Here is a 24585-nt window from a genome sequence, read left to right on the forward strand (position 1 = left end):
CGGGTCGCGTCTAGCCCGCTAAACGCGATGCGGGTGGGCAGGGGAACGCGGGTCGGTGGGGTTGCCCGCGCCCGGATGGCGGAGGGGTCTGCGCCGATGGCCGAGACGACAGGTTTCGGTTGTGAGACGGAAGCGTGAGTCCCCTGGAAGGCATGTAACGAGGCGACCCGAGGTGCCGACGTCTGGGATACGTGACGCGAGCCAAGGAGCCTCTCGATGACCACCTGCCGACTCTGCGGCTCGGCCCATCTCGCCAGTGTCGTCGACCTCGGGGCGACGCCGCCGTGCGAACGGTTCCTGACCGCGGAGCAGCTCGCGGAGCCGGAGCCGACGTACCCCTTGCACCTGCGGGTCTGCACCGAATGCTGGCTCGCCCAGATCCCCCCGCTGATCACCCCGGAAGAGACTTTCACCGAATACGCGTACTTCTCGTCATATTCCGCTTCCTGGGTCGAGCATGCGAAGACGTTCGTCAACGGCGCGGTCGAGCGGCTCGGGCTCGACGATTCGTCGTTCGTCGTCGAGGTCGCCAGCAACGACGGTTATCTGCTCAAACACGTTGTGTCACAGCGGATCCGTTGTCTCGGCGTGGAACCTTCGGTGAACGTCGGCCAAGCCGCGCGTGACGCCGGGGTGCCGACGAAGACCGCTTTCCTCAGCCCCGAGACCGGGCGAGAGGTCCGCGACGAGCACGGTCCCGCCGACCTCGTCGTGGCGAACAACGTCTACGCGCACATCCCGGACATCATCGGTTTCACGCACGGGCTCCGTGCCCTCGTCGCCGACGACGGCTGGGTCAGCATCGAGGTCCAGCACCTGCTGACGCTGATCCAGGACAACCAGTACGACACGATCTATCACGAGCATTTCCAGTACTACACGGTGGAATCCGCGCGCCGGGCCCTCGCGCGCGGCGGATTGTCCGTTGTGGACGTCGAACTCCTGCCGACGCACGGCGGCTCGATCCGGCTGTGGGCGCGCCCGGAGGCCGTCGCCGGTGCGCCGAGCGAGCGGATGACCGAGGTCCTCGACGCCGAGAAGGCCGCCGGACTGCACGAAATGTCCGGCTACACCGAATTCTCCGAGCGGGTCACCAAGGTCCGGCTCAACCTGAACAAGTTCCTCACCGACGCGGCGCTCGAAGGCAAGACCGTCGTCGGGTACGGCGCCCCCGGCAAGGGCAACACGCTCCTGAACCACTGCGGTATCCGCCCGGACGTCCTGCGGTACACCGTCGACCGGAACCCGTACAAGCACGGCCGGTTCACCCCCGGCACCCGGATCCCGATCCTGCCGCCGGAACGCATCGAGGCGGACGAACCCGATTACGTGCTCGTCCTTCCGTGGAACCTCCGGAAGGAGCTGACCGCTCAATTGTCCTTTGTGGACGAATGGGGCGGCAAACTGGTCTTTCCCATCCCGCACCTGGAAATCGTCGAGGTGAAGTCGTGAAGGTAGTCCTCTTCTGCGGCGGCTACGGCATGCGGATGCGCAACGGTGACGCGTCCGACGTGCCGAAGCCGATGGCCATGGTCGGCCCAAGACCCCTGATCTGGCACGTGATGCGCTACTACGCGCATTTCGGGCACACCGAGTTCATCCTCTGCCTCGGCTACGGCGCGCACCACATCAAGGAGTTCTTCCTCAACTACGAAGAGACCACCTCCAACGATTTCGTCCTGCGCAACGGCAAGGCGGAACTGCTGTCGACCGACATCGCGGACTGGTCGATCACCTTCGTGCAGACCGGTCTCGAATCGGCCATCGGCGAGCGCCTGCGCCGGGTGCGCCCGTACCTCCAGGGCGACGAGATGTTCCTCGCCAACTACGCCGACGTCCTCACCGACGCCCCGCTGCCGGACATGATCGAACGCTTCACGGTCTCCGACGCCGGCGCGTCGATGATGGTCGTGCCGCCGCAGTCGTCGTTCCACTGCGTCGAGATGGGCGAGGACGGCCGCATCGGCGCGCTGACCCCGGTCAGCGAGATGCCGCTGTGGGAGAACGGTGGGTACTTCGTGCTGCGCCAGGAGATCTTCGACCACATCCCCGAGGGCGGCGATCTGGTGGCCGACGGCTGTGGCGAGCTCGCCAAGCGGGGCAAGCTGCTCGCGTACCCGTACCGCGGGTTCTGGAAGCCGACCGACACCGTCAAGGAACGCGTCCAGCTGGACGACGCCTACGCGCACGGCGACCGCCCGTGGGCGCGCTGGGAACGCGAACCCGCGAGCACGGTGTGATCGGACTCGGCACGGGCGGCGTCCAGCGGATCGTCGCGCTCGGCGCGCATTGTGACGACATCGCCATCGGGGTGGGCGGCACACTGCTGACCCTCTGCACCGCCAACCCGGGTCTCCGCGTGGACGCTCTCGTCCTTTCCGGCGGCGGCACCGAACGCGAGGCCGAAGAACATGCCGCGCTCGCGGCCTTCTGCCCCGGCGCCGACGTCGAGGTCACCGTGCTCAAACTGCCCGACGGCCGGTTCCCCTCGCACTGGGAAGAGGCCAAGAACGCTCTCGAAGAGCTGCGCCGCCGCACCGACCCGGACCTCGTCCTCTCCCCTCGCACGGCGGACGCGCACCAGGACCACCGCGGGCTGGCGACGCTGGTGCCGACGGTGTTCCGCACCCATCTCCAGCTGGAGTACGAGATCGCGAAATGGGACGGCGACCTCGCCAAACCCACCGCGTACGTGCCGCTCACCCCCGAGATCGCCGAACAGAAGGTCCGGCTGCTGCAGGAGCACTACGCCTCGCAGCGGCACCGGCCCTGGTACGACCGGGAAGCCTTCCTCGGCCTCGCCCGCATTCGCGGAATCGAATGCGAGCAGCGCTACGCGGAGGCCTTCGACCTCAAGAAACTGACGCTCGACCTCACTCCGAAAGGCTGAAAGCCATGCGTGTGCTGCTGACCGGGCACAAGGGTTACCTGGGCACGGTGATGGCCCCGGTGCTGGCCGCCGAAGGCCACGAGGTCGTCGGCCTCGACTCCGGTCTCTTCGACACCTGCGTGCTGGGCCCGAAGCCCGACGACCCCAAGGGCTACGAAGTCGACCTCCGCGACGTCACGGCCGAGCACGTGACCGGGGTGGACGCGGTGATCCACCTCGCCGCGCTGTCCAACGACCCGCTGGGATCGCTGGCGCCGGAGCTCACCTACGACATCAACCACCGCGCCTCGGTGAAGCTCGCGAAGCTGGCGAAGGACGCCGGGGTGAAGCGGTTCCTTTACGCCTCGACATGCTCCGTCTACGGCGCTTCGGGCGGAGACGGCCTGGTCGACGAGGACGCGCCGCTGCGCCCGGTGACGCCGTACGCCGAGTCGAAGGTGCGGGTCGAGGACGACCTCCACGAGCTCGCCGACGACGATTTCACCCCGGTGTACATGCGCAACGCCACCGCGTTCGGCTTCTCGCCGCGGCTGCGATCGGACATCGTGCTCAACAACCTCACCGCGCACGCCCACGTCTCGGGCGAGATCCTGGTGCTGTCGGACGGGACGCCGTGGCGGCCGCTGGTGCACGCCAAGGACATCGCGCGCGCCTTCGAGGCCGCGCTGGTCGCCCCCAAGGAGGCCGTTCACGACAACGCGTTCAACATCGGCACCGAACGCAACAACGTGACCGTGGCCGAGATCGCGCAGCAGGTCGTCGAGGCGGTCCCCAGCGCGAAGCTGCGGATCACCGGCGAATCCGCGGGCGACCCGCGTTCCTACCGCGTCGACTTCTCCCGCTTCCGCGAGGCGATCCCCGGTTTCGAATGCGACTGGTCGGTCAAGGACGGCGCGCTCGACCTGATCTACGCCTACCGCACGCACGGCCTGACCGCGCACGACTTCAAGAACACCTTCACCAGGCTGGCCACGCTCAACGCGCGGACCGCCGCGGGCGAGATCGACGAAACCCTGCGGCGACGGTGATGACGCGCAAGCCACTGGACACGGGCGCCGACCTGCGGGAGCTGGTCGAGCGCCTGTATCCGCTCTGCCGCAGCATCACCGGCGACGACGTCCGCGCCACGCTGGAGATCCTCGGCGAGTACATCCCGCTCGACGTCCACGAGGTGCCGACCGGGACCCAGGTGCTCGACTGGACCGTTCCGCAGGAGTGGAACATCCGCGACGCCTGGGTGAAGGACCCGTCAGGCCGGAAGGTGGTCGACTTCCGGGAGTCGAACCTGCACGTCGTCGGCTACAGCGTCCCGGTGGCCGAGACGATGCCGCTGGCGGAACTGCGCGAGCATCTCCACACGCTGCCCGAGCAGCCGTCGCTGGTGCCGTACCGCACGAGTTACTACGCGCCGGCGTGGGGTTTCTGCCTGGCGCAGGACACCCTCGACGCGTTGCCGGACGGCGACTACGAGGTCCGGATCGAGTCCACTTTGGATGACGGGCACCTGACCTACGCCGAGCACGTGGTCCCCGGCGAGGTCACCGACGAGGTGCTGGTGTCGTGCCACACCTGCCATCCGTCGCTGGCCAACGACAACCTCGCGGGCATCGCCGTCGCCGCGGCGCTCGCGCAGCGGCTGGCCGCGGGGAAACCGCATTTCACGTATCGGTTCCTCTTCATGCCGGGCACGATCGGCGCGATCACCTGGCTCGCGCGCAACACCGAACGGCTCGGCAAGGTCAAGGCCGGGATCGTGCTCGCCTGCGCGGGCGACCCAGGATCGCTGACCTACAAGCGAAGCCGCCGCGGGGACGCCGAGATCGACAAGGTGCTCGAATTCGTCCTCGCCGGGAAACCGCACAAGGTCCTGGACTTCTCGCCGTACGGCTACGACGAACGGCAGTTCTGCTCGCCAGGGTTCAACCTCGGCGTCGGCTCCCTGACCAGGACGCCGTACGCCGGCTATCCCGAGTACCACACCTCGGCGGACAACCTGGAGTTCGTGTCCACCGAGGCTATGGAGGACACCCTCGCGACCTTGGGCGAGGCGTTCTCCGTGCTGGACCGGAACCGCCGCTACGTCAACCTGAGCCCGTACGGCGAGCCGCAGCTCGGCAAACGCGGGCTCTACGACTCCCTCGGCGGCCGCAGTGACGCCAAGGCGGCCCAGATGGCGATGCTCTGGGTGCTCAACCTTTCGGACGGCGAGCACAGCCTGCTCGACGTCGCACAGCGATCCGGTCTTCCCTTCGATGCCGTCGTCGCCGCCGCTCACGCGCTGCAGGGCGCCGGATTGCTGAAGGAGTGACGAGGGTGGCAGGCGGGAGACATCGGGCGACACTGGCCTCCGGGGCCGTACGCGCCATGGCGGGCAGGCTCAGCTGGGGCCTCGGCGACCAGGCCGTTTCAAGCCTGACCAACTTCGCGGTCGGGCTGTTCGTCGCGCGCTCGCTCGGGACTTTCGCCTTCGGCATGTTCAGTCTCGCGTGGGTGACCTACGGCGTGGTGCTCAACCTCTCGCGCGGGATGGCCACCGACCCGATGATGGTGCGCTTCTCGGCGGTGTCGGAGGACGCCTGGCGCCGGGCGGTGGCGAGGGCGGCGGGGACGGCGATCGGTGTCGGCCTGGCGACCGGCCTGATCAGCGTGATCGTCGGCTTCCTCGCCGTGCAGCCGCTGGGCGGGGTGTTCGTGGCGCTCGGCGCCGTGCTCCCCGGGCTGATGCTGCAGGACGCGTGGCGGTTCGCGCTGTTCGCCAAGGGCGACGGCAAGAAGGCCTTCGTCAACGACACGGTGTGGGGTGTCGCGCTGATCCCGGCGCTCGGCATCGCCTCGCATTTCGGCACAGTGGTCGCCTTCGTGCTCGCCTGGGGGCTGGCCGGCGCGGTCGCGGCGGTCTACGGGATGTTCCAGACCGGCATCGTGCCGAAGCTCTCAGCGATGACGGGCTGGGTGAAGGAGCAGCGCGACCTCAGCGTGCGCTATCTGATCGAGAACGTCAGCAACGCCGGCTCGTCGCAGCTGCGCGCCTACGGGCTCGGGGCCATCGCGGGGATCACCGCGGTCGGCGCGGTCCGCGGTGCCGAGCAGTTGCTCGGGCCGTTCCTGGCCCTGCTGATGGGCCTTTCGCTCACGACGGTGGCCGAAGGCGCCCGTGTCCTGCATCGCGCCCCGCACCGGCTGAAGCATTTCTGCGTGGTGCTCGGCGGCGGCCAGGCGGGGGCGGCGCTGTTGTGGGGGCTCGGGTTGCTGATCCTGGTGCCGCACGACGTCGGCCGCTGGATCATGGGGTCGGTCTGGGACGCGGCCGAGCCGCTGATCCTGCCGGTCACCCTGTCGGTCACCGCCGCGGGCTTCACCGCGGGCGCGGCCGCCGGGTTGCGCGCCCTCGGCAACGCCAAACGCAGCCTCCGTGCCCAGCTGGTCGCTTCGGTGGGCTACGTGGTCTTCGGGATCATCGGCGCCTACATCGACGGCGCCGAAGGTGCCGCGTGGGGCTCGATGCTCTCGGTCTGGCTGGGCGCCGCGCTGTGGTGGTACCAGCTCCGTGTCGCGTATCGCGAGTACCGGCCGGCCGCGCCACGCACCAACGACGAAGAGGTGGGAATGGTATGACCCGGATTCCGCGGCTCAGCATCGGTCTGCCCGTCTACAACGGCGAGGAGTACCTGTCCGAATCGCTCGACGCCCTGCTGGGCCAGAGCCACGAGGACTTCGAGCTGATCATTTCGGACAACGCTTCGACGGACGGCACCGAGGAGATCTGCCGGGACTACGAGCGCCGTGACGCCCGGATCCGGTACCTGCGGCTGCCGAAAAACGTCGGTGCGTCCCCGAACCACAACCGTGTCCTCGACGAGGCCCGCGGCGAGCTGTTCAAATGGGCTTCGCATGACGATCTCTACGGCCGTGACCTGCTGAAACTTTGTATCGAGGCGCTCGACGAGCGACCGGAGATGATCGTCGCCCACAGCTGGCAGGCGATCATCGACGACCACGGCGTGGTGACCCACAAACTCGACTACCCGCTGGCGACTGACTCGCCGCACGCGCCGACGCGGTTCCGCAGCCTGCTGTTCGAAACGGGCGGCGACGACTTCTACGGCGTGATGCGCACGAACGTGCTCCGCCGGGTCAAACCGCTCGACAGCTACCACCACGCCGACCGCACCTATGTCGCCGAACTGAGCCTCCACGGCCCGTTCCACCAGGTCCCCGAGGTGCAGTACTTCCGCCGCGACCACCCCGGCCGCGCCGAACGGGCGAACCCCAGCATCCGGAAGCGCTGCTCGAACCTCGACCCGCGGCGCGCCGACCCGGTGCGGAACCCGATGCCGCGGCTGATCGGCGAGTACATCGGCGGCTTCATCGGCGGTATCCGCCGGGCACCGCTCTCGTCGGCCGACCGGCGCGAGTGCTACCGGCACCTGGCGTCCTGGCTGGCCGACCGGTCCCGCGGCCGGAACGAAGACCGCGCCGAGGACGCCGAACCCGAAATCGACGGAATGAACATCGACGCCGTGGTCCCTGGACGGCAGAGGAGGACGTCGTGACCTCTCGCTCCGGAGCGAGAAAACGAAGACATCCCCGGGTGGGCTTCTTCGGCCTGCTGGGGGCAGGGAACATCGGTAACGACGGATCACTCGAAGTGGTACTCGAGTACGTACGGCGACGACATCCGGAGGCGGAACTCAGCTGCCTCTGCTCCGGACCGGAACTGGTCGAGGCACGCTACGGCGTCAAAGCGGAGTCACTGCTCTGGTACTACTCGCGCAACCGCGACACGACGGGGGTGCTCGCGGCCCTGCTGAAGGCCGTCGGCAAGGTCGCGGACACGCTCAAGATCCTCTCCTGGACCCGCCGGTGCGACGTGGTGATCGTCCCCGGCGCCGGTGTCCTCGAAACAACGCTTCCCTTGCGGCCCTGGGGTTTTCCGTACGCGATGGCACTGCTGGGAGCGTCGGGCAGGCTGTGGGGGACCCGGGTCGCGCTGCTCAACGTCGGCTCGAACGTCATCCGCCAGCGGACCACTCGGCGGCTCTACCGGATCGCCGCCCGGTCCGCGCACTACCGCTCCTTCCGCGACGAGCTGTCCCGCGACGCCTGGCGCGAGATGGGCCTCGACACCGCGAAGGACGACCTCTACCCGGACCTCGCGTTCGCCCTGCCGATCCCCGCCGGGCGGCCGTCGGACGTCGTCGGGGTCGGGGTGATGGAATTCCACGGGGGCAACGACGACCGGCGCCGCGGCGAGGAGATCCGATCGTCCTATGTGGACGCGATGAAACGGTTCGTGCGCAGGCTGGTCGACGACGGGCGGGAGATCCGGCTGCTCACCGGCGACGAGATCGACGACCCCGTCGTCGAGGAGATCTTCGCCGACCTGCGCGAACACCGGCCCGACCTCGAACCGAACCGGGTGACCGCGGCGAAACTGCCCACGCTCGGCGACCTCATCACCGAGATCGCCGCACTCGGCGCCGTCGTCGGGACGCGCTATCACAACGTCCTGTGCTCGCTGAAGCTCGCGAAGCCGACGATCTCGATCAGCTATTCGCAGAAGATGGACAGCATCATGGCGAACATGGGACTGGCGGAGTACTGCCAGTCCGCCCGCGCCGTCGACGTCGACCTGCTCGTCCGGCAGCTCGCCGAACTCGAGGCCAAACCCGACGAGTTCTGGCAGCGCCTGCGTGATCGAAGCGCAGCCAAGGGGAAGCTGCTGGAGAAGCAGTACGACGTTCTCGACAAGACGCTGTTCCGCACGTCCGAGGAGATCCGATGAAGGTCGAAGCGGTGCCCGAAATCGAAGGCGCCTACCTCTTCACGCCGGCACCGTTCGCCGACGAACGCGGGTTCTTCAGCCGCACCTTCGACAGCGAGGTCGTCGCGTCGGTCGGCATCGACCCCGGCGGCTTCGCGCAGGACAGCCTTTCGCGGTCGCGCAAGGGAGTCGTGCGCGGGATGCATCTGCGCGGCGGACGCGGCGAGGCCAAACTGGTCCGCTGCTCGGCCGGGGCCATCTTCGACGTCGTCGTGGACCTGCGGCCGGACTCCCCCACCTTCCGCACCGTGAAAGGGTTCGAACTGTCCGGGGAGACCCAGGTCTCCCTGTACATCCCGGCGGGTTGCGCGCACGGGTTCCAGGCGCTCACCGACCCGGCGGACATCTCATACCGCATCGACCGGCCGCACGATCCGGCCGAGGACATCGCGATCTCGTACACCGATCCCGAACTGGCCATCCCGTGGCCGCTCCCGGTCAGCGCGGTGTCCGAACGTGACGCTCACGCTCCCCCTCTAGCCGCCGCACTGACGACCACGAGGTGATCCCGTGAACCGCCCCTTGCCGCGCTCCGATCAGGCGAACGAACGACTGCACCGGGCGATCCCCGGTGGCGCGCACACCTATGCCAAGGGCCAGGACCAGTACCCCGACGACTACTCACCCGTCATCGCACGCGGCCTCGCCGGCCACGTGTGGGACGTCGACGGCAACGAATACATCGAATACGGTTCGGGGCTTCGCGCGGTCAGCCTCGGGCACGCGCACCCGCGGGTCCTGGAGGCCGTCCGCACCGAAATCGAGAAGGGCGGCAACTTCGTCCGGCCGTCCATCATCGAGGCCGAAGCCGCGGAACGGTTCCTCGCCGCCGTGCCGACCGCGGAGATGGTGAAATTCGCGAAGAACGGCTCGGACGCGACCACGGCCGCGATCCGGCTGGCGCGGGCGGCGACCGGACGGACGCTCGTGGCGATCTGCCGCGATCACGCGTTCTTCTCCACCGACGACTGGTTCATCGGGACCACACCGATGTCCGCCGGGATCCCGGGCGAGACGACGGAACTGACGGTTTCCTTCCCCTACGGCGATCTCGCGGCCACGGAAGAGCTGCTGCGGACGCACGAGGTCGCCTGTCTCGTCCTCGAACCCGCGACTCAGACCGAGCCGCCTCCTGGGTATCTCGCCGGTCTGCGCGACCTGTGCGACCGGTACGGCTGTCTGCTGGTGTTCGACGAGATGATCACCGGGTTCCGCTGGTCGGACGCCGGGGCGCAGGGGCTGTACGGCGTCACGCCGGATCTCTCGGCGTTCGGCAAGGCGCTGGGCAACGGTTTCGCGGTCTCGGCGCTGGCGGGCAAACGGGAGTACATGGAACTCGGCGGGCTGCGTGATCACCGCGAACGGGTCTTCCTGCTTTCGACCACCCACGGCGCCGAGACGCATTCGCTCGCCGCGGCGATCGCCGTCTTCGACATCTATGCCGAAGAAGGGATCACCGCGCGGCTGCACGCGCTGGGCGACCGGCTCGCGGCGGGTGTCCGCGAGGTCGCCGGGAGCGCCGGAGTCGGCGACCACGTGCTCGTGCGTGGCAGGGCGAGCAATCTGGTCTTCGCCACGCTCGACGAAAAGGGCGAGCCGTCGCAGCCGTACCGGACGCTGTTCCTGCGGGAACTGATCACCGGCGGGGTGATCGGGCCGTCGTTCGTGGTCAGCGCCGGGCTGACCGAGGCCGACATCGACAAGACGATCGACGTCGTCTCGCGGGCCTGCACCACGTACCGGAAGGCCCTCGAATTCCAGGACCCGACGCAGTGGACGGGCGGCCGTCCGGTGAAACCGGTGTTCCGGAGGTTCGCGTGATGACCACACTTTCGTGTCCATCCGGTGTGCTGCGCGGTGACTTACCTTGAAACGCATGACTTGGGCAAGAACGGCGGCGCTCACGCTGTCGGTGGTCCTGACGGCCGGCTCCTTCACCGCTGTGGCATCGGCGGCCGAGGCGCCGGCCGTCTGCGCGTCCGGACCGGCGAGTTTCCCGAAGCCGGACAACGCCGTCGTCGTCGATCCCGGCGAACACCTCGCGATCGAGACCTCCGCGCATCCGCCGGGGACGACGTTCTGGCTCAGCACCGGGACGCACATCCTCGCCGACGACCCGTACAGCCAGGTGATCCCGAAGGACGGCAACGTCTACGTCGGCGCACCCGGCGCGGTCCTGGACGGCCGCGGCATCAACCGGGCGGCGTTCACCCAGCACGCCAAGGACGTCGTGATCCGCGGGCTGACGATCCGCGGCTTCGTCGCCCAGCAGGACCAGGGCGTGGTGAACCACGATTCCGGCGAGCACTGGGTGATCGAGGGCAACGTCATCGAGCACAACCGCGGCGCCGCGATGATGGCCGGGCCGCGGCAGGAGGTCCTGGGGAACTGCCTGCGGAAGAACGGGCAGTACGGGATCAACGCCTACCGCGCGGGCGGCGGCATCACCGGGCTCGTGGTGGAGGGCAACGAGATCGCCTGGAACAACACCGAAGACTGGGAGAAGAAGCAGCCCGGCTGCGGATGCAGCGGCGGGGCGAAGTTCTGGGCAGTCGACGGCGCGGACATCCGGGGAAACTGGGTGCACCACAACCACGGCGCCGGGCTCTGGGCGGATACGAACAACAACGACTTCATCATCGAAGACAACACGATCGAGGACAACGACGCCGAGGCGCTGTTCTACGAGATCAGCTACAACCTCATCATCCGCAGCAACACGTTCCGCCGAAACGCCCTGGTGCTGGGGCGCGATTTCGCCGCGCGCGGGAACAACTTCCCGATCGCCGCGGTGTATCTGAGCGAATCCGGCGGCGAGCCGCGGATCTGGGCGCGGACCGACATGATCGAGATCGCGGAGAACGAGTTCGAGGACAACTGGGGCGGCCTGACGCTGTGGGAGAACGCCGACCGGTTCTGCAACAGCCCCTCGAACACCTCGACCGGGACCTGCACCCGGGTCGTCGCCTCGCCGTCGGACTGCGCGCCCGAATCGATCGCGCGGGAACCGGCGTACGACGACTGCCGGTGGAAGACGCAGCGGGTCAACGTGCACGACAACGTTTTCCGCAGCGCGCCCGACTGCACGGGGCTGTGCGGGCGGATGGCGGTGCTGTCGAACTACGGCACTTATCCGTCCTGGTCGCCCTATCGGGGGAACGTCGTGTCCGAGGCGGTGACGTTCCATCAGGACAACGAGTGGTTCTCGAACACCTACGTCGGGCATTGGTCGTTCGTGGCGCATGACGCGTCGCGGTCGCTGGACGTGGCCGCCTGGCGGGCGGCTCCTTACGGGCAGGACCCATGCAGCACCTTCGACGGTGCCGGCGGCTGCCCGGCGCGGTGACTCGCGCGACTCGCGTGATCAGGCGCCGCACTCGCGTGATCAGGCGCCGCACTCACGTGCTTGAAGCCGTAACTCGCGTGCTTGAAGACGCAACTCGCGTGCTTGAAGACGCAACTCGCGTGCTTGGAGCCGTAACTCGCGTGCTTGGAGTCGTAACTCGCGTGCTTGGACGGACGACACGCGAGTTACGCGTCTGATCACGCGAGTTACGTCCTCAATCACGCGAGTTACGCTTTCGGTCACGCGATTAGTCGGCTAAACGGACCCCTAGGCGGTGTCGCGAAAGCCACTTTCGGGACACCAGGCGTCGCGAAAGTGGCTTTCGCGACGCCGGGACCGGCGCGAAGGCGACGCAGTTAGTCGGCTGAATGCGGAAGTCAGGGCTTCGTCAGGAAGAAGTAGGCGTATCGCTCGTCCAGTTCGTTCTTCGGCACCAGCTGGATCGCCTGTGGCGTGAAGCCGCACCGCTCCGCCAACTGCCAGAAGGCGTCGACGCGGTAGGTCGTNACGCCGGGACCGGCGCGAAGGCGACGCAGTTAGTCGGCTGAATGCGGAAGTCAGGGCTTCGTCAGGAAGAAGTAGGCGTATCGCTCGTCCAGTTCGTTCTTCGGCACCAGCTGGATCGCCTGTGGCGTGAAGCCGCACCGCTCCGCCAACTGCCAGAAGGCGTCGACGCGGTAGGTCGTCATCGCCGCCAGCCCCGAGCGGTACGAGCGGCGGCGCGGCCGGGTCCGCCACGTGCCGGGGTCGTACTTGACCTGGATCAGCGCGAGCCCGCCGGGGACGAGCAGTTCCCGCGCGATACGGAGCAGGCGTTCGCCGTATTCCGGCGTCGGGATCAGCTCGAAAACGTAGAAACTCACGTAGACGTCGCAGGGTTCCTTCACCATCGAGAGCGCGGCTTCGGGATTCGCGACGTCGATGTCGACGGCCTGGAAGGAGGTGTCGCAGACGTTCGCGACCTGCTTCTCGCATTCGGCGAGCGTCTCGGCGGAGATGTCGACGCCGATGAATTCCTGGGCGCGCGGGGCGAAGTGGATGGCGTTCGCCCCACCACCGCAGCCCCATTCGACGACGCGGTTCCACGGCCGGTCGAAGCCCGCCAACCGGGCGCCGCCCTCGAACATGTCGAGGTGCCGCTTCCCGATTTCGGACCAGAGGTCGTTGCCGTCGAAGGTGTCGGACTCGCGCCAGTGCGAATTGTCCTTCCATCTCTTCTCGTCCGGCGAGTTCCAGTAGCCCTGTGCGTCGGCCGAGATGGCGGACTCGGACTGTTTGGCGCCGACCGTCGCCAGTGCGCGCTGGCCGAGGTCTTCCGCCCGTGCGGCGATCTTCTTGGCGGCATCGAGGAGGGGCATGGGAACCGTTCCTTTCGCTATGCGGTGTTCGAGGACCGGGTCGCCCCTTCGTCGGTGAGCGACGCGATCGCCGGAACCACCGCGAGCGCCACACCGAGGCCGCCCAGCGTGTCAGTCGGGTAGTGCGCGCCCATCGTTACCTGGGCCCAGCCCATCGCGGCCCCGGCGACGAAAACCGCGACGACCAGCAGCACCGACGCCGGGAAGCGCCGAAGGCCGCCGAGCACGCCCAGCGCGGCGGTGAAAGTCAACGCGGCGGCGAAACCGGTGTGCCCGCTGGGATACGCGAGGAATTCGCCGTGGATGTACCGGCCGGTGAGCGGTTTCAGCCCGCTCGTCAGGCCGACGGTGACCAACGCGGCCACCACCCCGGTGACGGCGGTGCGCGGCCGCCGCGTGTACCAGCACCAGCCGAGGAACACGGCCATGGTGACGATCGCGCCGACCGGTTCGCCGACGAAGTCGATCACCGTCGCGATCGTCCACCAGGGGTCGCCGGACCAGGCGAGCGCGTTCACCAGCGTCGCGTCCAGCCCGGTCGGCCCGGAGGTGCCGGCGTAGACCAGGCCCAGCACGAGCGCGCCGAGCCCGCCTGCCACGGCCAGGACGAACGCGGCCGGGCGGAGCACCGGCGGCAGGGCCGGTTTCACTCCGCGGCCACCCGCCCGATCGCGTCCCGGTAACCGCCGATCAGCCGCTCCAGCCCCACTTCCGGGGTGAATTCCTGTTCGTAGACCAGCCGCGCCGCCTTGCCGAATTCGAGGTTCCGGCCGGGATCGCCGACGACCTCCCGCAGCCGCCGCGCCAGCGACTCGGCGTCTCCGGGTTCGTGCAGCAGCCCCGTCACGCCGTCCTCGACCAGTTCGCGGAACGCGCCGTGCGCGGCCGCGACGGTCGGGACCCCGGCGGCCATCGCCTCGACGACCACCAGCCCGAACGTCTCCAGCCATTCCGACGGCGCCACGGCCACCGCCGCGCGAGTGACCAGCTCGGCGCATTCCGCCTTGCTCCGCAACCCTTCGTAGCGGACGTCGTCGCGGCCTTCCGCCCAGCGCGCGACTTCGTCCTGCATCGGGCCGGTGCCCGCGATCACCAGCGGCAGGCCGAGCCCGCCGGCCGCGGCGATCCGGTCCCAAGCCGCCATGAGCAGGCCGATCCCCTTCTCCGCGGTGATCCGCCCGAGGAACAGCACGTGCTCGCCGGTGCCGGAGCGCCGGATGCCGGGATCGGCGACGAAGTTGTACTTCACCGCCAGCCGTTCGGCGGGCATCCCGGCGGCGACCAGCACCTCGCGTTGCGCCCGCGAAATGCAGAAGAACCGGGACACCCCGGACCACCAGCGACGCCGGTTGAGCATCAGGCTGGTCGCCATCGGCACGGTCGCGAGCGCCGACCCGCGATAGCACCCGTGCCGCACCGCGGGCACCGGCGTCCGGCCGACGCAGTCCGTGCACACGTGCCCGTCGCGGTACAGGGTGCCGGGCGGGCAAATCAGGGTGTAGTTGTGCACGGTCGCGACGACGGGCACACGCGCGTCCGCGCACGCCGCCAGCACCGACGGCGACAGCAGCGGGAACGTGTTGTGGACGTGGACGACGTCCGGCCGGTCTTCGGCCAGCCGCCGGGCGAGGTCGGCGCGCGCCGCCCGGTTCCACGGCACCTGGAGCGGGACGGCGGCCTTGCGCGGTAACGACATCGCGGAGATGTCGTCACTGCGCCGTTCGAACAGGCCGACGTCGTGCCCGGCGGCCGCGAGCAGCGCGACCTCCTGGTCGACGACGTTGTTCTCCCCGCTCGGTTGCTCGGACCGGTAGCGGTTGTGGACCACGAGGACCTTCACGCAGGCTCCTTGGCCGGGACGAAATTCTTCTCGGTGGCAGGCACCCTCACCAGCAGCGACGCCGCCAGCGCCAGATGCAGCAGGTACGGCGACGCGTCACCGAGTCCCGCCTCGGTGTAGGACGCCGAAACGCAGTAGGTGATCAGGAAGATCGCGCACGCCCTGGCCAGCGACGGCGGCCGCAGCGCGGCGACCACGATCAGCACCAGCATGAAGGCCGCGACGATCGCGATCCCGACGTAGCCCTGTTCGTGGTAGACCGCGAGCCAGCTGTTGTCGATGGGCAGGCCGATGTAGGACTTGTTCGTCAGCCCGACGCCGAACACGTACTCGCCGATGGTGCGCGGATCGGACAGCAGCGCGTCCCACACCTTCGCGCGGCCGGTGAGGCTGGAGAAGTTCTCCGAGCTCTGGCCGCGCAGGAACCAGGCCTGCAGCAGCGAACCGAGGACGACGGCGGACACCGCGCCGATCAGCGCGACACCGGCGAACACCTTCCTGGCCCGCGCGCTCGACATCCAGAGGGACAGCAGCGCGATCAGCACGCCGGCGACCAGGCCGAGCGTCGCGGTGCGGGTGTGGGTCAGCAGCAGGATGCCGATCGAGGGGACGATGACGATCAGCGCGTTCAGCCGGTCGAGTTCACCGCCGAGCCACAGCAGCAGCGTGAGCCCGATGACCACCGCCGAGTACTGCCCGACCTGCGGCGGCGTCAGCGGCCAGATGGTACCGGTCAGCCGTCCGCCGTATTCCTCCGCCAGCGCGATCCCCGGTGACGCGGCCAGCCCGATGACGACCGTCAGCAGCACCACCGAGTACGTCCGGATGTGGTGCCGCACGAGCCGGATCCCGCCGTCCCACCACCGGGTCAGCAGCCACAGCGTGCTGACGAACACGCCGAACCGGAAGCAGCGGAACAGCGCGCCGTACCCGACTTCGAGGTTCAGGCTCGCCAGCAGGCTGAGCACCACCAGGATGCTGAGCAGCAGCAGGTACGCGCTCGGCCGGATCCGGAGCCGGGCGTTCAGCGCGAGCGCGATGCAGAACGCCAGCACGAGCGAACCCATGGTGACCAGCTGGATCACCGAACGCGGGATCGGGATGACGGTCGTCGCGCCGGTGGAGCCCAGCGTGTTCAGGATCAGCAGCGCCCATACGAACGCGACCGCCTTCGGCATGTCCGGCGACTGCGAAGGGCGTTCTCCCCGGGGCAGATGCGGGAAGCGGGTTCTCTGCCGCATGTCAGCCTCCCCCTTGACGGCTGTAGGCCGATCCGGCGTCCTGGTTGTACGGGCCGCCTTGCCATTCTCCGATGCTTAGGTTCCGGCTCGGTTCGAAGGCGACGAAGTTCCACGGGCCGACGTAGGTGTTGTCGTACCATTTGTTGCCCTGGGCGAAGGTGATCGCGTGCTGCACGACCTCGCCCTGGTACGGCGACCAGTCCGGATACGTGCCGAAGTTCGCGAGCACGGCCATCCGCGCGCAGGTGTTCTCGCAGCCCGCCACGGCCGGGTCGAGGACGAACCGGTTGTGGTGGATCTCGACGCGCTGGGTCTTCCAGCGGCAGTCGTCGAACAGCGGGCCGGACGCGATCGCCGGTTCGGCGCAGGTCTCGTGGTCCGGCACCAGCCGCGTGCACGCGCCGGACGAGGTGTTGGCGGGGCTGTTGCAGAACCGGTCCGAGTTCTCCCAGAGCGTGATGCCGTTCCAGTTGTTCTCGAGGACGTTCCCGGCGATCTCGACCTTGTCCGTGCGCGCCTTCACCCTCGGCTCGCCGCCGGATTCGGAGATGTAGATCGCCGCCACCGGGAAGCTGTCGCCGCGGTCGATGTAGGACTTGCCGTCCACGCCGTTGTTGCGGCGGAGGGTGTTGCCGCGGATGACGGCGTTGTAGCTGGTCTCGTACATGATCCCGGTGCTGTCGTTGCCCTCGACGACGTTGCCCTCGATCAGGAAGTCGTTGTTGTTCGTGTCGGCCCACAACCCGACGCCGCGGTTGGCGTGCACCCAGTTGCCGCGGACGTCGGCGCCGTCGACGGACCAGAACTTCACGCCGCCGGTGCAGCCGCAGCCTTCGACCTTCTTCTCCCAGTCGCCGGTGTTGTTCCCGGTGATCTCGTTGCCTTCGACGACGAGCCCGGTGATCCCGTTCTTTCCCTCGTAGGCGTTGATCCCGTACTGCCCGTTGTTCCGCAGGCAGTTCCCCCGCACCTGCTGCCGCGCGCCCGCCATCAGGCCCGCGCCTTCGTTGTCCTGCACCGTGTTGTGCTCGATGATCCAGCCGGGGGCGGAGTCGTGGTTGACCACGCCCTCGTCGCGCGGGGCCTGGAATCCGCGCACCGTGAGGTACTGGATCTTGACGTCGGCGGCGCTGCCGGAGAAGGCGTACTGGTTGATCTTCCGGCCGTCGAGGACGGCGTCCGGCGCGCCGAGGTAGACGTTCCCGGCCTTCGGCTGGACCTGGTCGAAGCGGTCGTCGCCGAGCCCGTGGGTGCCGGGCGCCAGCCAGAACGTCGTCCCCGGGCCGTTCGCCCTGGTCTTCGCCGCGAGATCGCCCGCGACGGCCGGATCGACCGTCACCGCTCCCGCCGGTGCCGACGCCGGACCTGGCGGCAGTTTGCCGCACACCTGGGCCACGCCGCCGGACGGCGCTCGCCCGGGGTCGGGCGGTGCGCCCGCATCGTCGGCGGGGCCGGAGGTGCACGCGGCCAGTGCCGCCGCGGCCAGCAGGATCGGCAGGAAGCGGTGCGGTCGAGCCGTCACAACGGCGGTCCTTCGGGGTCGAAGGTGAGCACGGTGGTCATCTCGGTCGAGGCGGTCCCGGCGCCGATCAGCGCCCACGCGGGCTCGCGACGGCCGAACCCGGCCGAGTACCAGCCGAGCGGCGGGGTGGTCTCGCCGCGGTGCGCGGACCACCTGAGCTGCGACGGTAGTTCCATCGAAGCGCTCCGTTCCCGGCCATCGGCCGTCCAGGACAACTTCGCCGTCGCTCCGGCGAGGATCACCTCGACGGCCGGGCCGAAGTGGAACGCGAGACGGCACGGCCGGGACTCACCGCGGACCTCGTCGAGAATCCGCAGGTCAGTGCCTTCCAACTCCACCGAACGCCGGTGGATCGACGGCGCGTAACCGTCGTGTTCCGCGCTCCAGCGTGACGGCGTACCCGCCGCGAGCACGGTGGCCGCGGCGTGTTTCGTCCACAGGAACGGGCCGCCGGACACGGACTGGTCGGTGCGCGCGAGTTCGAGTGTGTTGTGCCCGGCCGTGGACCGGAAGTACGACCGCCACTCCGGTTCGCCGTGGTAGCAGTAGGTCCCGGGGTCGGCGAGGATGTCGACGCCGTCGTGCCGGACCTCCACCGAGAGCGCGTCCGCGTGCGCGTGGGCGGCGATGGACAGGAAGCCGTGCGGTCCGCCGTCGCAGCGACACCAGATCGCGCCGTCCCGGAGGATGGTCATCCCGGCGTCGGCGAAGTCGTCCCGCCGCCGCTCCGGGCGCCGCGCGTCGACCCGGATGTCCTTGCCCAGTGCGGAGAAGAGCTGCGTGCGGACGTCACCGCCCGGCGTCTCCGGCCACCAGTCCAACCGTCCGAAAAGGACGGATCCGGTGTCGAGCAGCGACGCCCAGCGGCTCGTCTCGTCACCATCGACGATGAGCCCGAAGCCGTCGTCGGCGTCGCCCTGCCTCGGCGGACGCAGCCGATTGTCCACAATGGACGCCAACGCGTCCGTCATCGTGAGCAGGACGAGCCAGGTCGACTCGGGCACCGCGACCCCGGCGGCCTTCGCCTCCAGCGCCCCGGCGAGCCCCAGTTCCAGGACGAGCCCGTGGTACTCGGTGGCGAGTTCCCGGTTGAGCCCGGAGTCGAAGGTGTTGTGCCGCAGCATCTTGTCGAGCGACGTCAGCGCCGCGTCCCGCCACTGGCCGGACTCGGGGAACCAGGCGAACGCGCAGGCCGCGGCGAGCTGCCCCGCGTCCTCGGCGATCACGTGGTTGTTCGCCGACGAACCCCGGCTCGGGAACGCCGCCAGCCAGCGCTGGTGGTGCCAGATCTGTCCGAGCGCCACGGGGTTGTCCTCGAACAGTGCCGGCGTCTGCGCCCAGCCGTCCAGCAGGCGCCGCACCCAGACCCACGACAGCAGCCGGATGCCGAGTTCGATCCCGCTCACCCAGTGCACCCCGCGCATCGGCGGGTTGGCCGCCCACCACGACTTCAGGTGCGCGGCGACGCGCTCGGCATACCGGTCCTCGCCGGTCAGGGCGTACGCGGCGGCCAGCACGGTGAGGTGCTGGTGCCGCGACGGCTCCCAGATCTGTTTGATGTCGCCGACGGCGTCCTCGCTCCGGTACGGGATGTCGAAGGAGTACACGTCGGACGGCGCACGGCGGCCGGTCTTCGGGTCGTACGACCAGTCCGGGGCGACGAGGTCGTCCCGCTCGACGCCGAAGTACTCGGCGCGCCCGTCCATCAGCCGATCGGCGGCGACGAGCAGATCCTTGACGGCTTCACCCGAAACGGCGGCGAGGACGTCTTCACCGGGCGCCGTCACGAACCGGCGCTCCGGCAGCCAGGCGGGTTTCTCCCCCGCGACCCCGCGCCACTGGCGTTTGCGCACGACGTCGGTGACCCGGCCGGCGATCTCGGCGGGCCCCATCCGCGACAGTCTTCGCAGGTACCAGGAGGGATCCATCAGCCGAGTCCGATCCGGACCGGCATCCCGGTCTCCAGGCTGCGGTTGACCGCGAGCGTGGCCAGCGTCGTCGAAACGAGCGACTCGACCGAGACCGGCATCGCGACACCGGTGCTCAGCGCGTCGACGAACGCTTCGAGTTCGGCTTCCTGCCCCTTGTCCCGGCCCTTCGGGATACGCGAGCTCGCCCACTTCTTGCGGCCGAACACCGACGCGCGCGCGAAGTCGTCGAACTTCAGCACCTTGCCGTCCGCGGTGAGATCGATCGTTTCCTTGGGGAACGCAGACGCACCGTTGGTGGTGTACGCGATCGACGCCGTCGAGCCGTCCGGGTAGCGCAGCAGGATCTGGAGGTCCTGGTGTCCGGGCGTCGCGGTCGCGTACACGGAAACCGGGTCGGAGCCCAGCAGCCAGCTGACCGTGTCGATGAAGTGGCCGCCCTCGCCCGCGAACCGCGAACCCTCGCTGTCGGCCTGGTTGTACCAGCTGTTCGCGTCGAGCTGCCCGGCGTTGACCAGGTAGCGCACGGACGCCGGGCCGATCCGCGGGCCGAAGTGGCGCATCGCCTCGTTCAACAGCGGGGCGAACCGGCGGTTGAAGCCGACCTGCAGCCGGTCGTTGCCGGATTCCTCGATCGCGCCGAGCACGATCTCCAGTTCCTTCTCCGACAGCGCGAGTGGCTTCTCGACGAAGACGGCCTTGCCCGCGAGCAGCGCGCGCCTGGTCAGCTCGGCGTGCGAGCTGTGCCTGGTCACGATGAACACGGCGTGGATCGACTCGTCTTCGAGCATCGCGTCGACGTCGGTGGACGCGCGGGCGAAGCCGAACTTGCGCTTGGCGTTCGCGCCCGAAAGCGCGGACGTGGTGATGACTTCGAAAAGGTCCAGGTACTCCATCTGCACGAGATGCGGGAGGAGCATCGAGGACGCGTAGTTGCCGGCGCCGATGAAGGCGATCCGCAAGGTGTCGAGCTTCGGCACCGCGCGGCTCGTGACGGGCTTGGGCAGCGAAACCGCGGTGACGGGCTCGGTGGTGGCGGCGGCACGCTTCTCGTACTCGAACAGCACCGCGACGGCCTTGAGCTCGCCCTCGTCGAGCTTCCGGTACGTGTCGACGGCGTCGGAGAAGGCCGAGACGTGCGAGATCAGCGGCTCGACGTCGAGACGGCCGCTGCCCATCAGATCGACGACGCATTCGAGGTTACGGCGCTCGGTCCAGCGGACCTGGCCGATCGGGTAGTCGCGGCCTTCGAGTTCGTACTCCGGGTCGTAGCGGCCGGGGCCGTACGAACGGGAGAACCGGACGTCGAGTTCCTTTTCGTAGTAGGCGTTCCACGGCAGGTTCAGCGAGCATTTGCCGATGTCGATCACGCGGCCGCGGTCGCGGGCCAGCTTCGCGGCCAGCTCCACCGGCTCGTTCGTGCTGCCGCCCGCGGCAAGGTACACCTGGTCGACGCCGTGCCCGGAACTGATCTCCGCGACCGCGGTGTCGATGACACCGGACCCGGGATCACCGCATTTCAGGGCACCGAGCCGTTCAGCGAGCTCGCAGCGCGCCGGATCCGGGTCGACGCCGACCACGCGGACCCCGGAGGCGACCAGCAACTGCACGACCAGCTGGCCGATCAGGCCGAGCCCGATGACCAGCGCGATGTCGCCGATCTGCGGTTCGCCCTGGCGGACACCCTGCATCGCGATCGAACCGACCGTGCCGAACGCGGCGTGCCGGGGAGCGACGCCGCCGGGCACCTTGGTGTAGAGGTTCTTGGGCACCCAGTTCAGCTCCGCGTGCAGCGCGTGCTCGTTCCCCGCGCACGCCACGTAGTCCCCGACGGCGACGTCGTCGATGCCCGCGCCGACCTCCTCGACGACGCCGCACAGCGAGTACCCCAGCGGCGTGTACGAGTCGAGTTTGTTCATCGCCTTGCGGTAGGTGGCGCCGAGACCGTTCGTCGCGACGCTCTGCATCACCTTCGCGACCTGATCCGGCCGAGCCTTCGCCTTGCCCACCAGGGAAAGACTCGCCTCGGACACCTTCATCATCTCGGTGCCGGTGGAGATCAGCGAATAGGCGGTGCGGACCAGCACACCCCCCGATTTGCACGCGGGCACTTCGACGTCGAGGAGCGCCAGCTCCCCGCTCTTGTAGTTCTGCACTACCTGCTTCACGTCGCTCCTAGTGATGGATAAGGCAAGTGGTGTGACGGCTGCGGTACCGCGTCGGTACAGGTGTTCGTGAGTGGCGTCTCGGGTTGCCGAAGGGCGAGCCCCAGCGACGGTGTCGCGAAAGCCACTTTCGGGACGTCTGGTGTCCCGAAAGTGGCTTTCGCGACATGCACAGCCGAGCCTCAAGCCCGGTCGATGACCGCCTTGAGGAACCGCCGCGTCCGGTCGTGCTCCGGATCGTTGAACAGCTTGTCCGGCGTGGCGTCCTCCNGCGAAAGCCACTTTCGGGACGTCTGGTGTCCCGAAAGTGGCTTTCGCGACACGCCTTGACCATGAGGCACGCAATGAACCCCATCGGCGTCGTATCACCAGAACCCGAATCATGACTCACCTTGCCGAGCCGAAACAGCGCCGCGATACCAGTACTCGAGGGTCAAGATGTGCCAGAGATGCTTGGACCGGTCCTGCTGCCCGGACGCGTCTTCGTCCACGAGCTTCTGCAGCGCCTCGCGACGGAGGAACCCGGCCTTCACCAGTTCACCTTCGTTCGTCACCTCGCGCACCAGCGGCGCGAGGTCGCGGCTCATCCAGGCCCGCAGCGGCGCGCTGAACAGGCCCTTCGGCCGGTGCACGATCTCGGCGGGCAGGATGGACAGCGCCGCTTCCTTCAGCGCCATCTTTCCTTGACGCTTCACGATCTTCCGGTCACCGGGAATCCGGAACGCGGCCTTCACGACCTCGACGTCGACGAACGGCGTCCGCACCTCGGTGGAGGCCGCCATACTGGACCGGTCGGTGTAGGCGAGGTTGAGCCCCGGCAGGAAGAGCCGGGAATCGGCGAGGCACATGCGGTTCACGAAATCCGACAACGTGTTGTCGTGGTAGGTGTCCGCGTGTTCGGTGAGCACGTCGTCCACCGCGCCGGCGAGGTCCGGGTTCAGCAGTCCGGCGAGCTCGGCCTGGTCGTACATCGTGTAGCTGCGCCGGAACGCGGTCTCCTCGGGCAGCTCAGCGAACGAGAGGAACCGCTTCGCGAACCGGACCGACCGGAACCCGCGTTTCGACGTCGCCACCGGCAATCTGTCCACAAGGGACTCCACCGGACGACGGACGAGACCCGGAACCCGTTGGTACTGCAGAGCGATCTTGTTCGCCAGGTGCTTGCGGTATCCGGCGAACAGCTCGTCGGCGCCCATACCCGAGAGCATCACCTTGACACCGGCCTCGCGGGCGGCGGTGCAGATCAGGTAGCTGTTGATCGCCGCCGGGTCACCGATCGGCTCGTCGAGGTGGTACGTCATCCGCGGCAGCAGATCGAGCACCTGCGGCGCGATCTCGATCTCGTGCAGGTCGACGCCGAACTTCGCGGCGACCTTCTTCGCGTACATCAGGTCGTCCGGCATCGCCTCGAACTTCGCGTCCTCGGCCCGGAAACCGATGGTGTACGCGGAGATCCCCGGCAGCTCGCGCGCGGCGAGTGCGGTCAGGTAGCTGGAGTCGAGCCCGCCGGAAAGGAAGGTCGCGACCGGCACGTCGGCGATCAGGTGCTTGCGCGTCGAGTCCTCGATGACGGCGTTGAGGTCGAAGTCGCCCTCGTAAGTGGCGCCTTCCTCGGCGACCTGGCGCAGCGACCAGAAGGTGCCGCGTTCGACGTCGCCGTTGGGCCGGAACCGCGCCCAGCTGCCCGGCGGCAGCTTCTCGGCCTCCTTGAACGCACAACGGCCGTCCGGGACCCAGTAGTAGAGCAGGGACGCGACGAGCGCGGTGTCGTCGACGGTCAGCGAGCCGCCCAGCTCAGAGGCCAGTGCCTTCAGCTCGGACGCGAAGACGACGCCCTTGCCGCGACGTACCAGGAAGAGCGGTTTGATCCCCAGCTGGTCACGGACCAGCACCAGCTCGCCGGAACGCTCGTCGAAAACGCCGAACGCGAACATGCCGCGCAACCGGGACAAGCCCTCGGTGCCCCAAGCACGCCAGGCTTCCAGCAGGACTTCGGTGTCGGACGTCCCCCGGAAGCGCACACCGGTGGCTTCAAGCTCCTTCCGTAGGTCGGGCGCGTTGTACAGCTCGCCGTTGTAGGTGAGCGCGAGCCCGTCCTTGACCATCGGCTGCGCGCCGGTCTCGGTCAGGTCGACGATCGACAGCCTCCGGTGTCCTAAGTGGACTTCCCCGTGGTCGTACCGGCCCGAACCGTCGGGCCCCCGGTGGGCGAGGGTCTTGGTGAGCCGATCCCGTAGCGGTCCCCCGTCCGGCCAGAAGTAGGCCCCTGCGATACCGCACATCTGCTTTCGCTCCCCTTATCTAGAGGTGAACCCGCGACCGCGGCCGACGTCGGCAGGGCGCTGGTCGCCGATTCAAGTCACGTCCGGCGGAAGGGGCACCCTGCCACCGCGCCGGCGGAGCCTTCGGCCGTGGCGGGTTCACGCGTGTCGTCCTTTCATCGAGCTGCACCTCTGCTCCGCCCTCCGTCC

19 protein-coding genes are annotated in these 24585 nt (G+C 68.6%); 11 read left to right on the top strand and 8 right to left on the bottom strand.

Features of this window, described 5'->3' with window-relative positions; genetic code table 11:
• Positions 1–216: 216 nt before the first annotated feature.
• From ACXIZN_RS30425 to ACXIZN_RS30475, 11 genes are read left to right on the top strand one after another with little or no spacing between them, the layout of a single operon-like run.
• On the top strand, positions 217–1452 hold the full coding sequence (locus ACXIZN_RS30425) for a class I SAM-dependent methyltransferase (protein WP_457958457.1): 1236 nt from the start codon (positions 217–219) through the stop codon (positions 1450–1452).
• Positions 1449–2240: a glucose-1-phosphate cytidylyltransferase gene (locus tag ACXIZN_RS30430; RefSeq protein WP_457958459.1), complete on the top strand. Its 792-nt coding sequence runs from the start codon at positions 1449–1451 to the stop codon at positions 2238–2240. The genes ACXIZN_RS30425 and ACXIZN_RS30430 overlap by 4 nt, the downstream gene beginning before the upstream one ends.
• On the top strand, positions 2237–2890 hold the full coding sequence (locus ACXIZN_RS30435) for a PIG-L deacetylase family protein (RefSeq protein ID WP_457958461.1): 654 nt from the start codon (positions 2237–2239) through the stop codon (positions 2888–2890). Before ACXIZN_RS30430 ends, ACXIZN_RS30435 begins: the two co-directional genes overlap by 4 nt.
• A 5-nt stretch (positions 2891–2895) precedes the next feature.
• The gene (locus tag ACXIZN_RS30440) at positions 2896–3918 is read left to right on the top strand and encodes an NAD-dependent epimerase/dehydratase family protein (RefSeq protein WP_457958462.1); all 1023 of its coding nucleotides are present in this window, start codon (positions 2896–2898) and stop codon (positions 3916–3918) included.
• A complete protein-coding gene (locus tag ACXIZN_RS30445; RefSeq protein WP_457958464.1) occupies positions 3918–5198 on the top strand; it encodes a DUF4910 domain-containing protein in 1281 nt (426 codons plus the stop codon). The genes ACXIZN_RS30440 and ACXIZN_RS30445 overlap by 1 nt, the downstream gene beginning before the upstream one ends.
• A gap of 56 nt (positions 5199–5254) precedes the next feature.
• Entirely contained in the window at positions 5255–6505 is a 1251-nt protein-coding gene (locus ACXIZN_RS30450) for a hypothetical protein (RefSeq protein ID WP_457960636.1), read from the top strand.
• Positions 6502–7443 carry a glycosyltransferase family 2 protein gene (locus ACXIZN_RS30455; protein WP_457958465.1) on the top strand — a complete coding sequence of 314 codons (942 nt, stop codon included), beginning with the start codon at positions 6502–6504 and terminating at the stop codon, positions 7441–7443. Before ACXIZN_RS30450 ends, ACXIZN_RS30455 begins: the two co-directional genes overlap by 4 nt.
• Entirely contained in the window at positions 7440–8675 is a 1236-nt protein-coding gene (locus ACXIZN_RS30460) for a polysaccharide pyruvyl transferase family protein (RefSeq protein ID WP_457958467.1), read from the top strand. Before ACXIZN_RS30455 ends, ACXIZN_RS30460 begins: the two co-directional genes overlap by 4 nt.
• Positions 8672–9220: a dTDP-4-dehydrorhamnose 3,5-epimerase family protein gene (locus ACXIZN_RS30465; RefSeq protein WP_457958469.1), complete on the top strand. Its 549-nt coding sequence runs from the start codon at positions 8672–8674 to the stop codon at positions 9218–9220. Before ACXIZN_RS30460 ends, ACXIZN_RS30465 begins: the two co-directional genes overlap by 4 nt.
• Before the next feature lie 4 nt (positions 9221–9224).
• Positions 9225–10535: a glutamate-1-semialdehyde 2,1-aminomutase gene (locus tag ACXIZN_RS30470; protein ID WP_457958470.1), complete on the top strand. Its 1311-nt coding sequence runs from the start codon at positions 9225–9227 to the stop codon at positions 10533–10535.
• 55 nt (positions 10536–10590) lie between these two features.
• Positions 10591–12060, top strand: coding sequence for a right-handed parallel beta-helix repeat-containing protein (locus tag ACXIZN_RS30475; protein WP_457958472.1), 1470 nt, complete (start codon positions 10591–10593; stop codon positions 12058–12060).
• A 557-nt stretch (positions 12061–12617) separates the two neighbouring features.
• Here ACXIZN_RS30475 and ACXIZN_RS30480 read toward each other — a convergent pair.
• From ACXIZN_RS30480 to asnB, 8 genes are all read right to left on the bottom strand, one after another.
• Complete coding sequence (locus ACXIZN_RS30480) at positions 12618–13418, bottom strand: class I SAM-dependent methyltransferase (RefSeq protein WP_457958474.1); 801 nt, start codon at positions 13416–13418, stop codon at positions 12618–12620.
• 17 nt (positions 13419–13435) lie between these two features.
• Positions 13436–14068 carry a phosphatase PAP2 family protein gene (locus ACXIZN_RS30485; RefSeq protein WP_457958476.1) on the bottom strand — a complete coding sequence of 211 codons (633 nt, stop codon included), beginning with the start codon at positions 14066–14068 and terminating at the stop codon, positions 13436–13438.
• On the bottom strand, positions 14065–15258 hold the full coding sequence (locus ACXIZN_RS30490) for a glycosyltransferase family 4 protein (protein ID WP_457958477.1): 1194 nt from the start codon (positions 15256–15258) through the stop codon (positions 14065–14067). The genes ACXIZN_RS30485 and ACXIZN_RS30490 overlap by 4 nt, the downstream gene beginning before the upstream one ends.
• Positions 15255–16436 (bottom strand): O-antigen ligase family protein, encoded by a 1182-nt coding sequence (locus ACXIZN_RS30495; protein ID WP_457960637.1) that lies wholly within the window; start codon positions 16434–16436, stop codon positions 15255–15257. The genes ACXIZN_RS30490 and ACXIZN_RS30495 overlap by 4 nt, the downstream gene beginning before the upstream one ends.
• Before the next feature lie 64 nt (positions 16437–16500).
• Positions 16501–18021, bottom strand: a complete 1521-nt coding sequence (locus ACXIZN_RS30500) for a right-handed parallel beta-helix repeat-containing protein (RefSeq protein WP_457958478.1) — start codon at positions 18019–18021, stop codon at positions 16501–16503.
• Complete coding sequence (locus ACXIZN_RS30505; RefSeq protein ID WP_457958479.1) at positions 18018–19949, bottom strand: alginate lyase family protein; 1932 nt, start codon at positions 19947–19949, stop codon at positions 18018–18020. Before ACXIZN_RS30505 ends, ACXIZN_RS30500 begins: the two co-directional genes overlap by 4 nt.
• Complete coding sequence (locus ACXIZN_RS30510) at positions 19949–22117, bottom strand: bi-domain-containing oxidoreductase (protein WP_457958481.1); 2169 nt, start codon at positions 22115–22117, stop codon at positions 19949–19951. Before ACXIZN_RS30510 ends, ACXIZN_RS30505 begins: the two co-directional genes overlap by 1 nt.
• A 377-nt stretch (positions 22118–22494) precedes the next feature.
• Positions 22495–24396 carry an asparagine synthase (glutamine-hydrolyzing) gene (gene asnB, locus ACXIZN_RS30515; protein ID WP_457958483.1) on the bottom strand — a complete coding sequence of 634 codons (1902 nt, stop codon included), beginning with the start codon at positions 24394–24396 and terminating at the stop codon, positions 22495–22497.
• Positions 24397–24585 lie beyond the last annotated feature (189 nt).

This window comes from Amycolatopsis sp. TRM77291 (genome assembly GCF_054166285.1).

Coding starts and splice junctions, on each gene's coding strand:
- ACXIZN_RS30425 (WP_457958457.1), top strand. CDS start 217: ATGACCACCTGCCGACTCTGCGGCTCGGCCCATCTCGCCAGTGTCGTC.
- ACXIZN_RS30440 (WP_457958462.1), top strand. CDS start 2,896: ATGCGTGTGCTGCTGACCGGGCACAAGGGTTACCTGGGCACGGTGATG.
- ACXIZN_RS30445 (WP_457958464.1), top strand. CDS start 3,918: ATGACGCGCAAGCCACTGGACACGGGCGCCGACCTGCGGGAGCTGGTC.
- ACXIZN_RS30450 (WP_457960636.1), top strand. CDS start 5,255: ATGGCGGGCAGGCTCAGCTGGGGCCTCGGCGACCAGGCCGTTTCAAGC.
- ACXIZN_RS30455 (WP_457958465.1), top strand. CDS start 6,502: ATGACCCGGATTCCGCGGCTCAGCATCGGTCTGCCCGTCTACAACGGC.
- ACXIZN_RS30465 (WP_457958469.1), top strand. CDS start 8,672: ATGAAGGTCGAAGCGGTGCCCGAAATCGAAGGCGCCTACCTCTTCACG.
- ACXIZN_RS30475 (WP_457958472.1), top strand. CDS start 10,591: ATGACTTGGGCAAGAACGGCGGCGCTCACGCTGTCGGTGGTCCTGACG.
- ACXIZN_RS30480 (WP_457958474.1), bottom strand. CDS start 13,418: ATGCCCCTCCTCGATGCCGCCAAGAAGATCGCCGCACGGGCGGAAGAC.
- ACXIZN_RS30495 (WP_457960637.1), bottom strand. CDS start 16,436: ATGCCGAAGGCGGTCGCGTTCGTATGGGCGCTGCTGATCCTGAACACG.
- ACXIZN_RS30505 (WP_457958479.1), bottom strand. CDS start 19,949: ATGGATCCCTCCTGGTACCTGCGAAGACTGTCGCGGATGGGGCCCGCC.
- asnB (WP_457958483.1), bottom strand. CDS start 24,396: ATGTGCGGTATCGCAGGGGCCTACTTCTGGCCGGACGGGGGACCGCTA.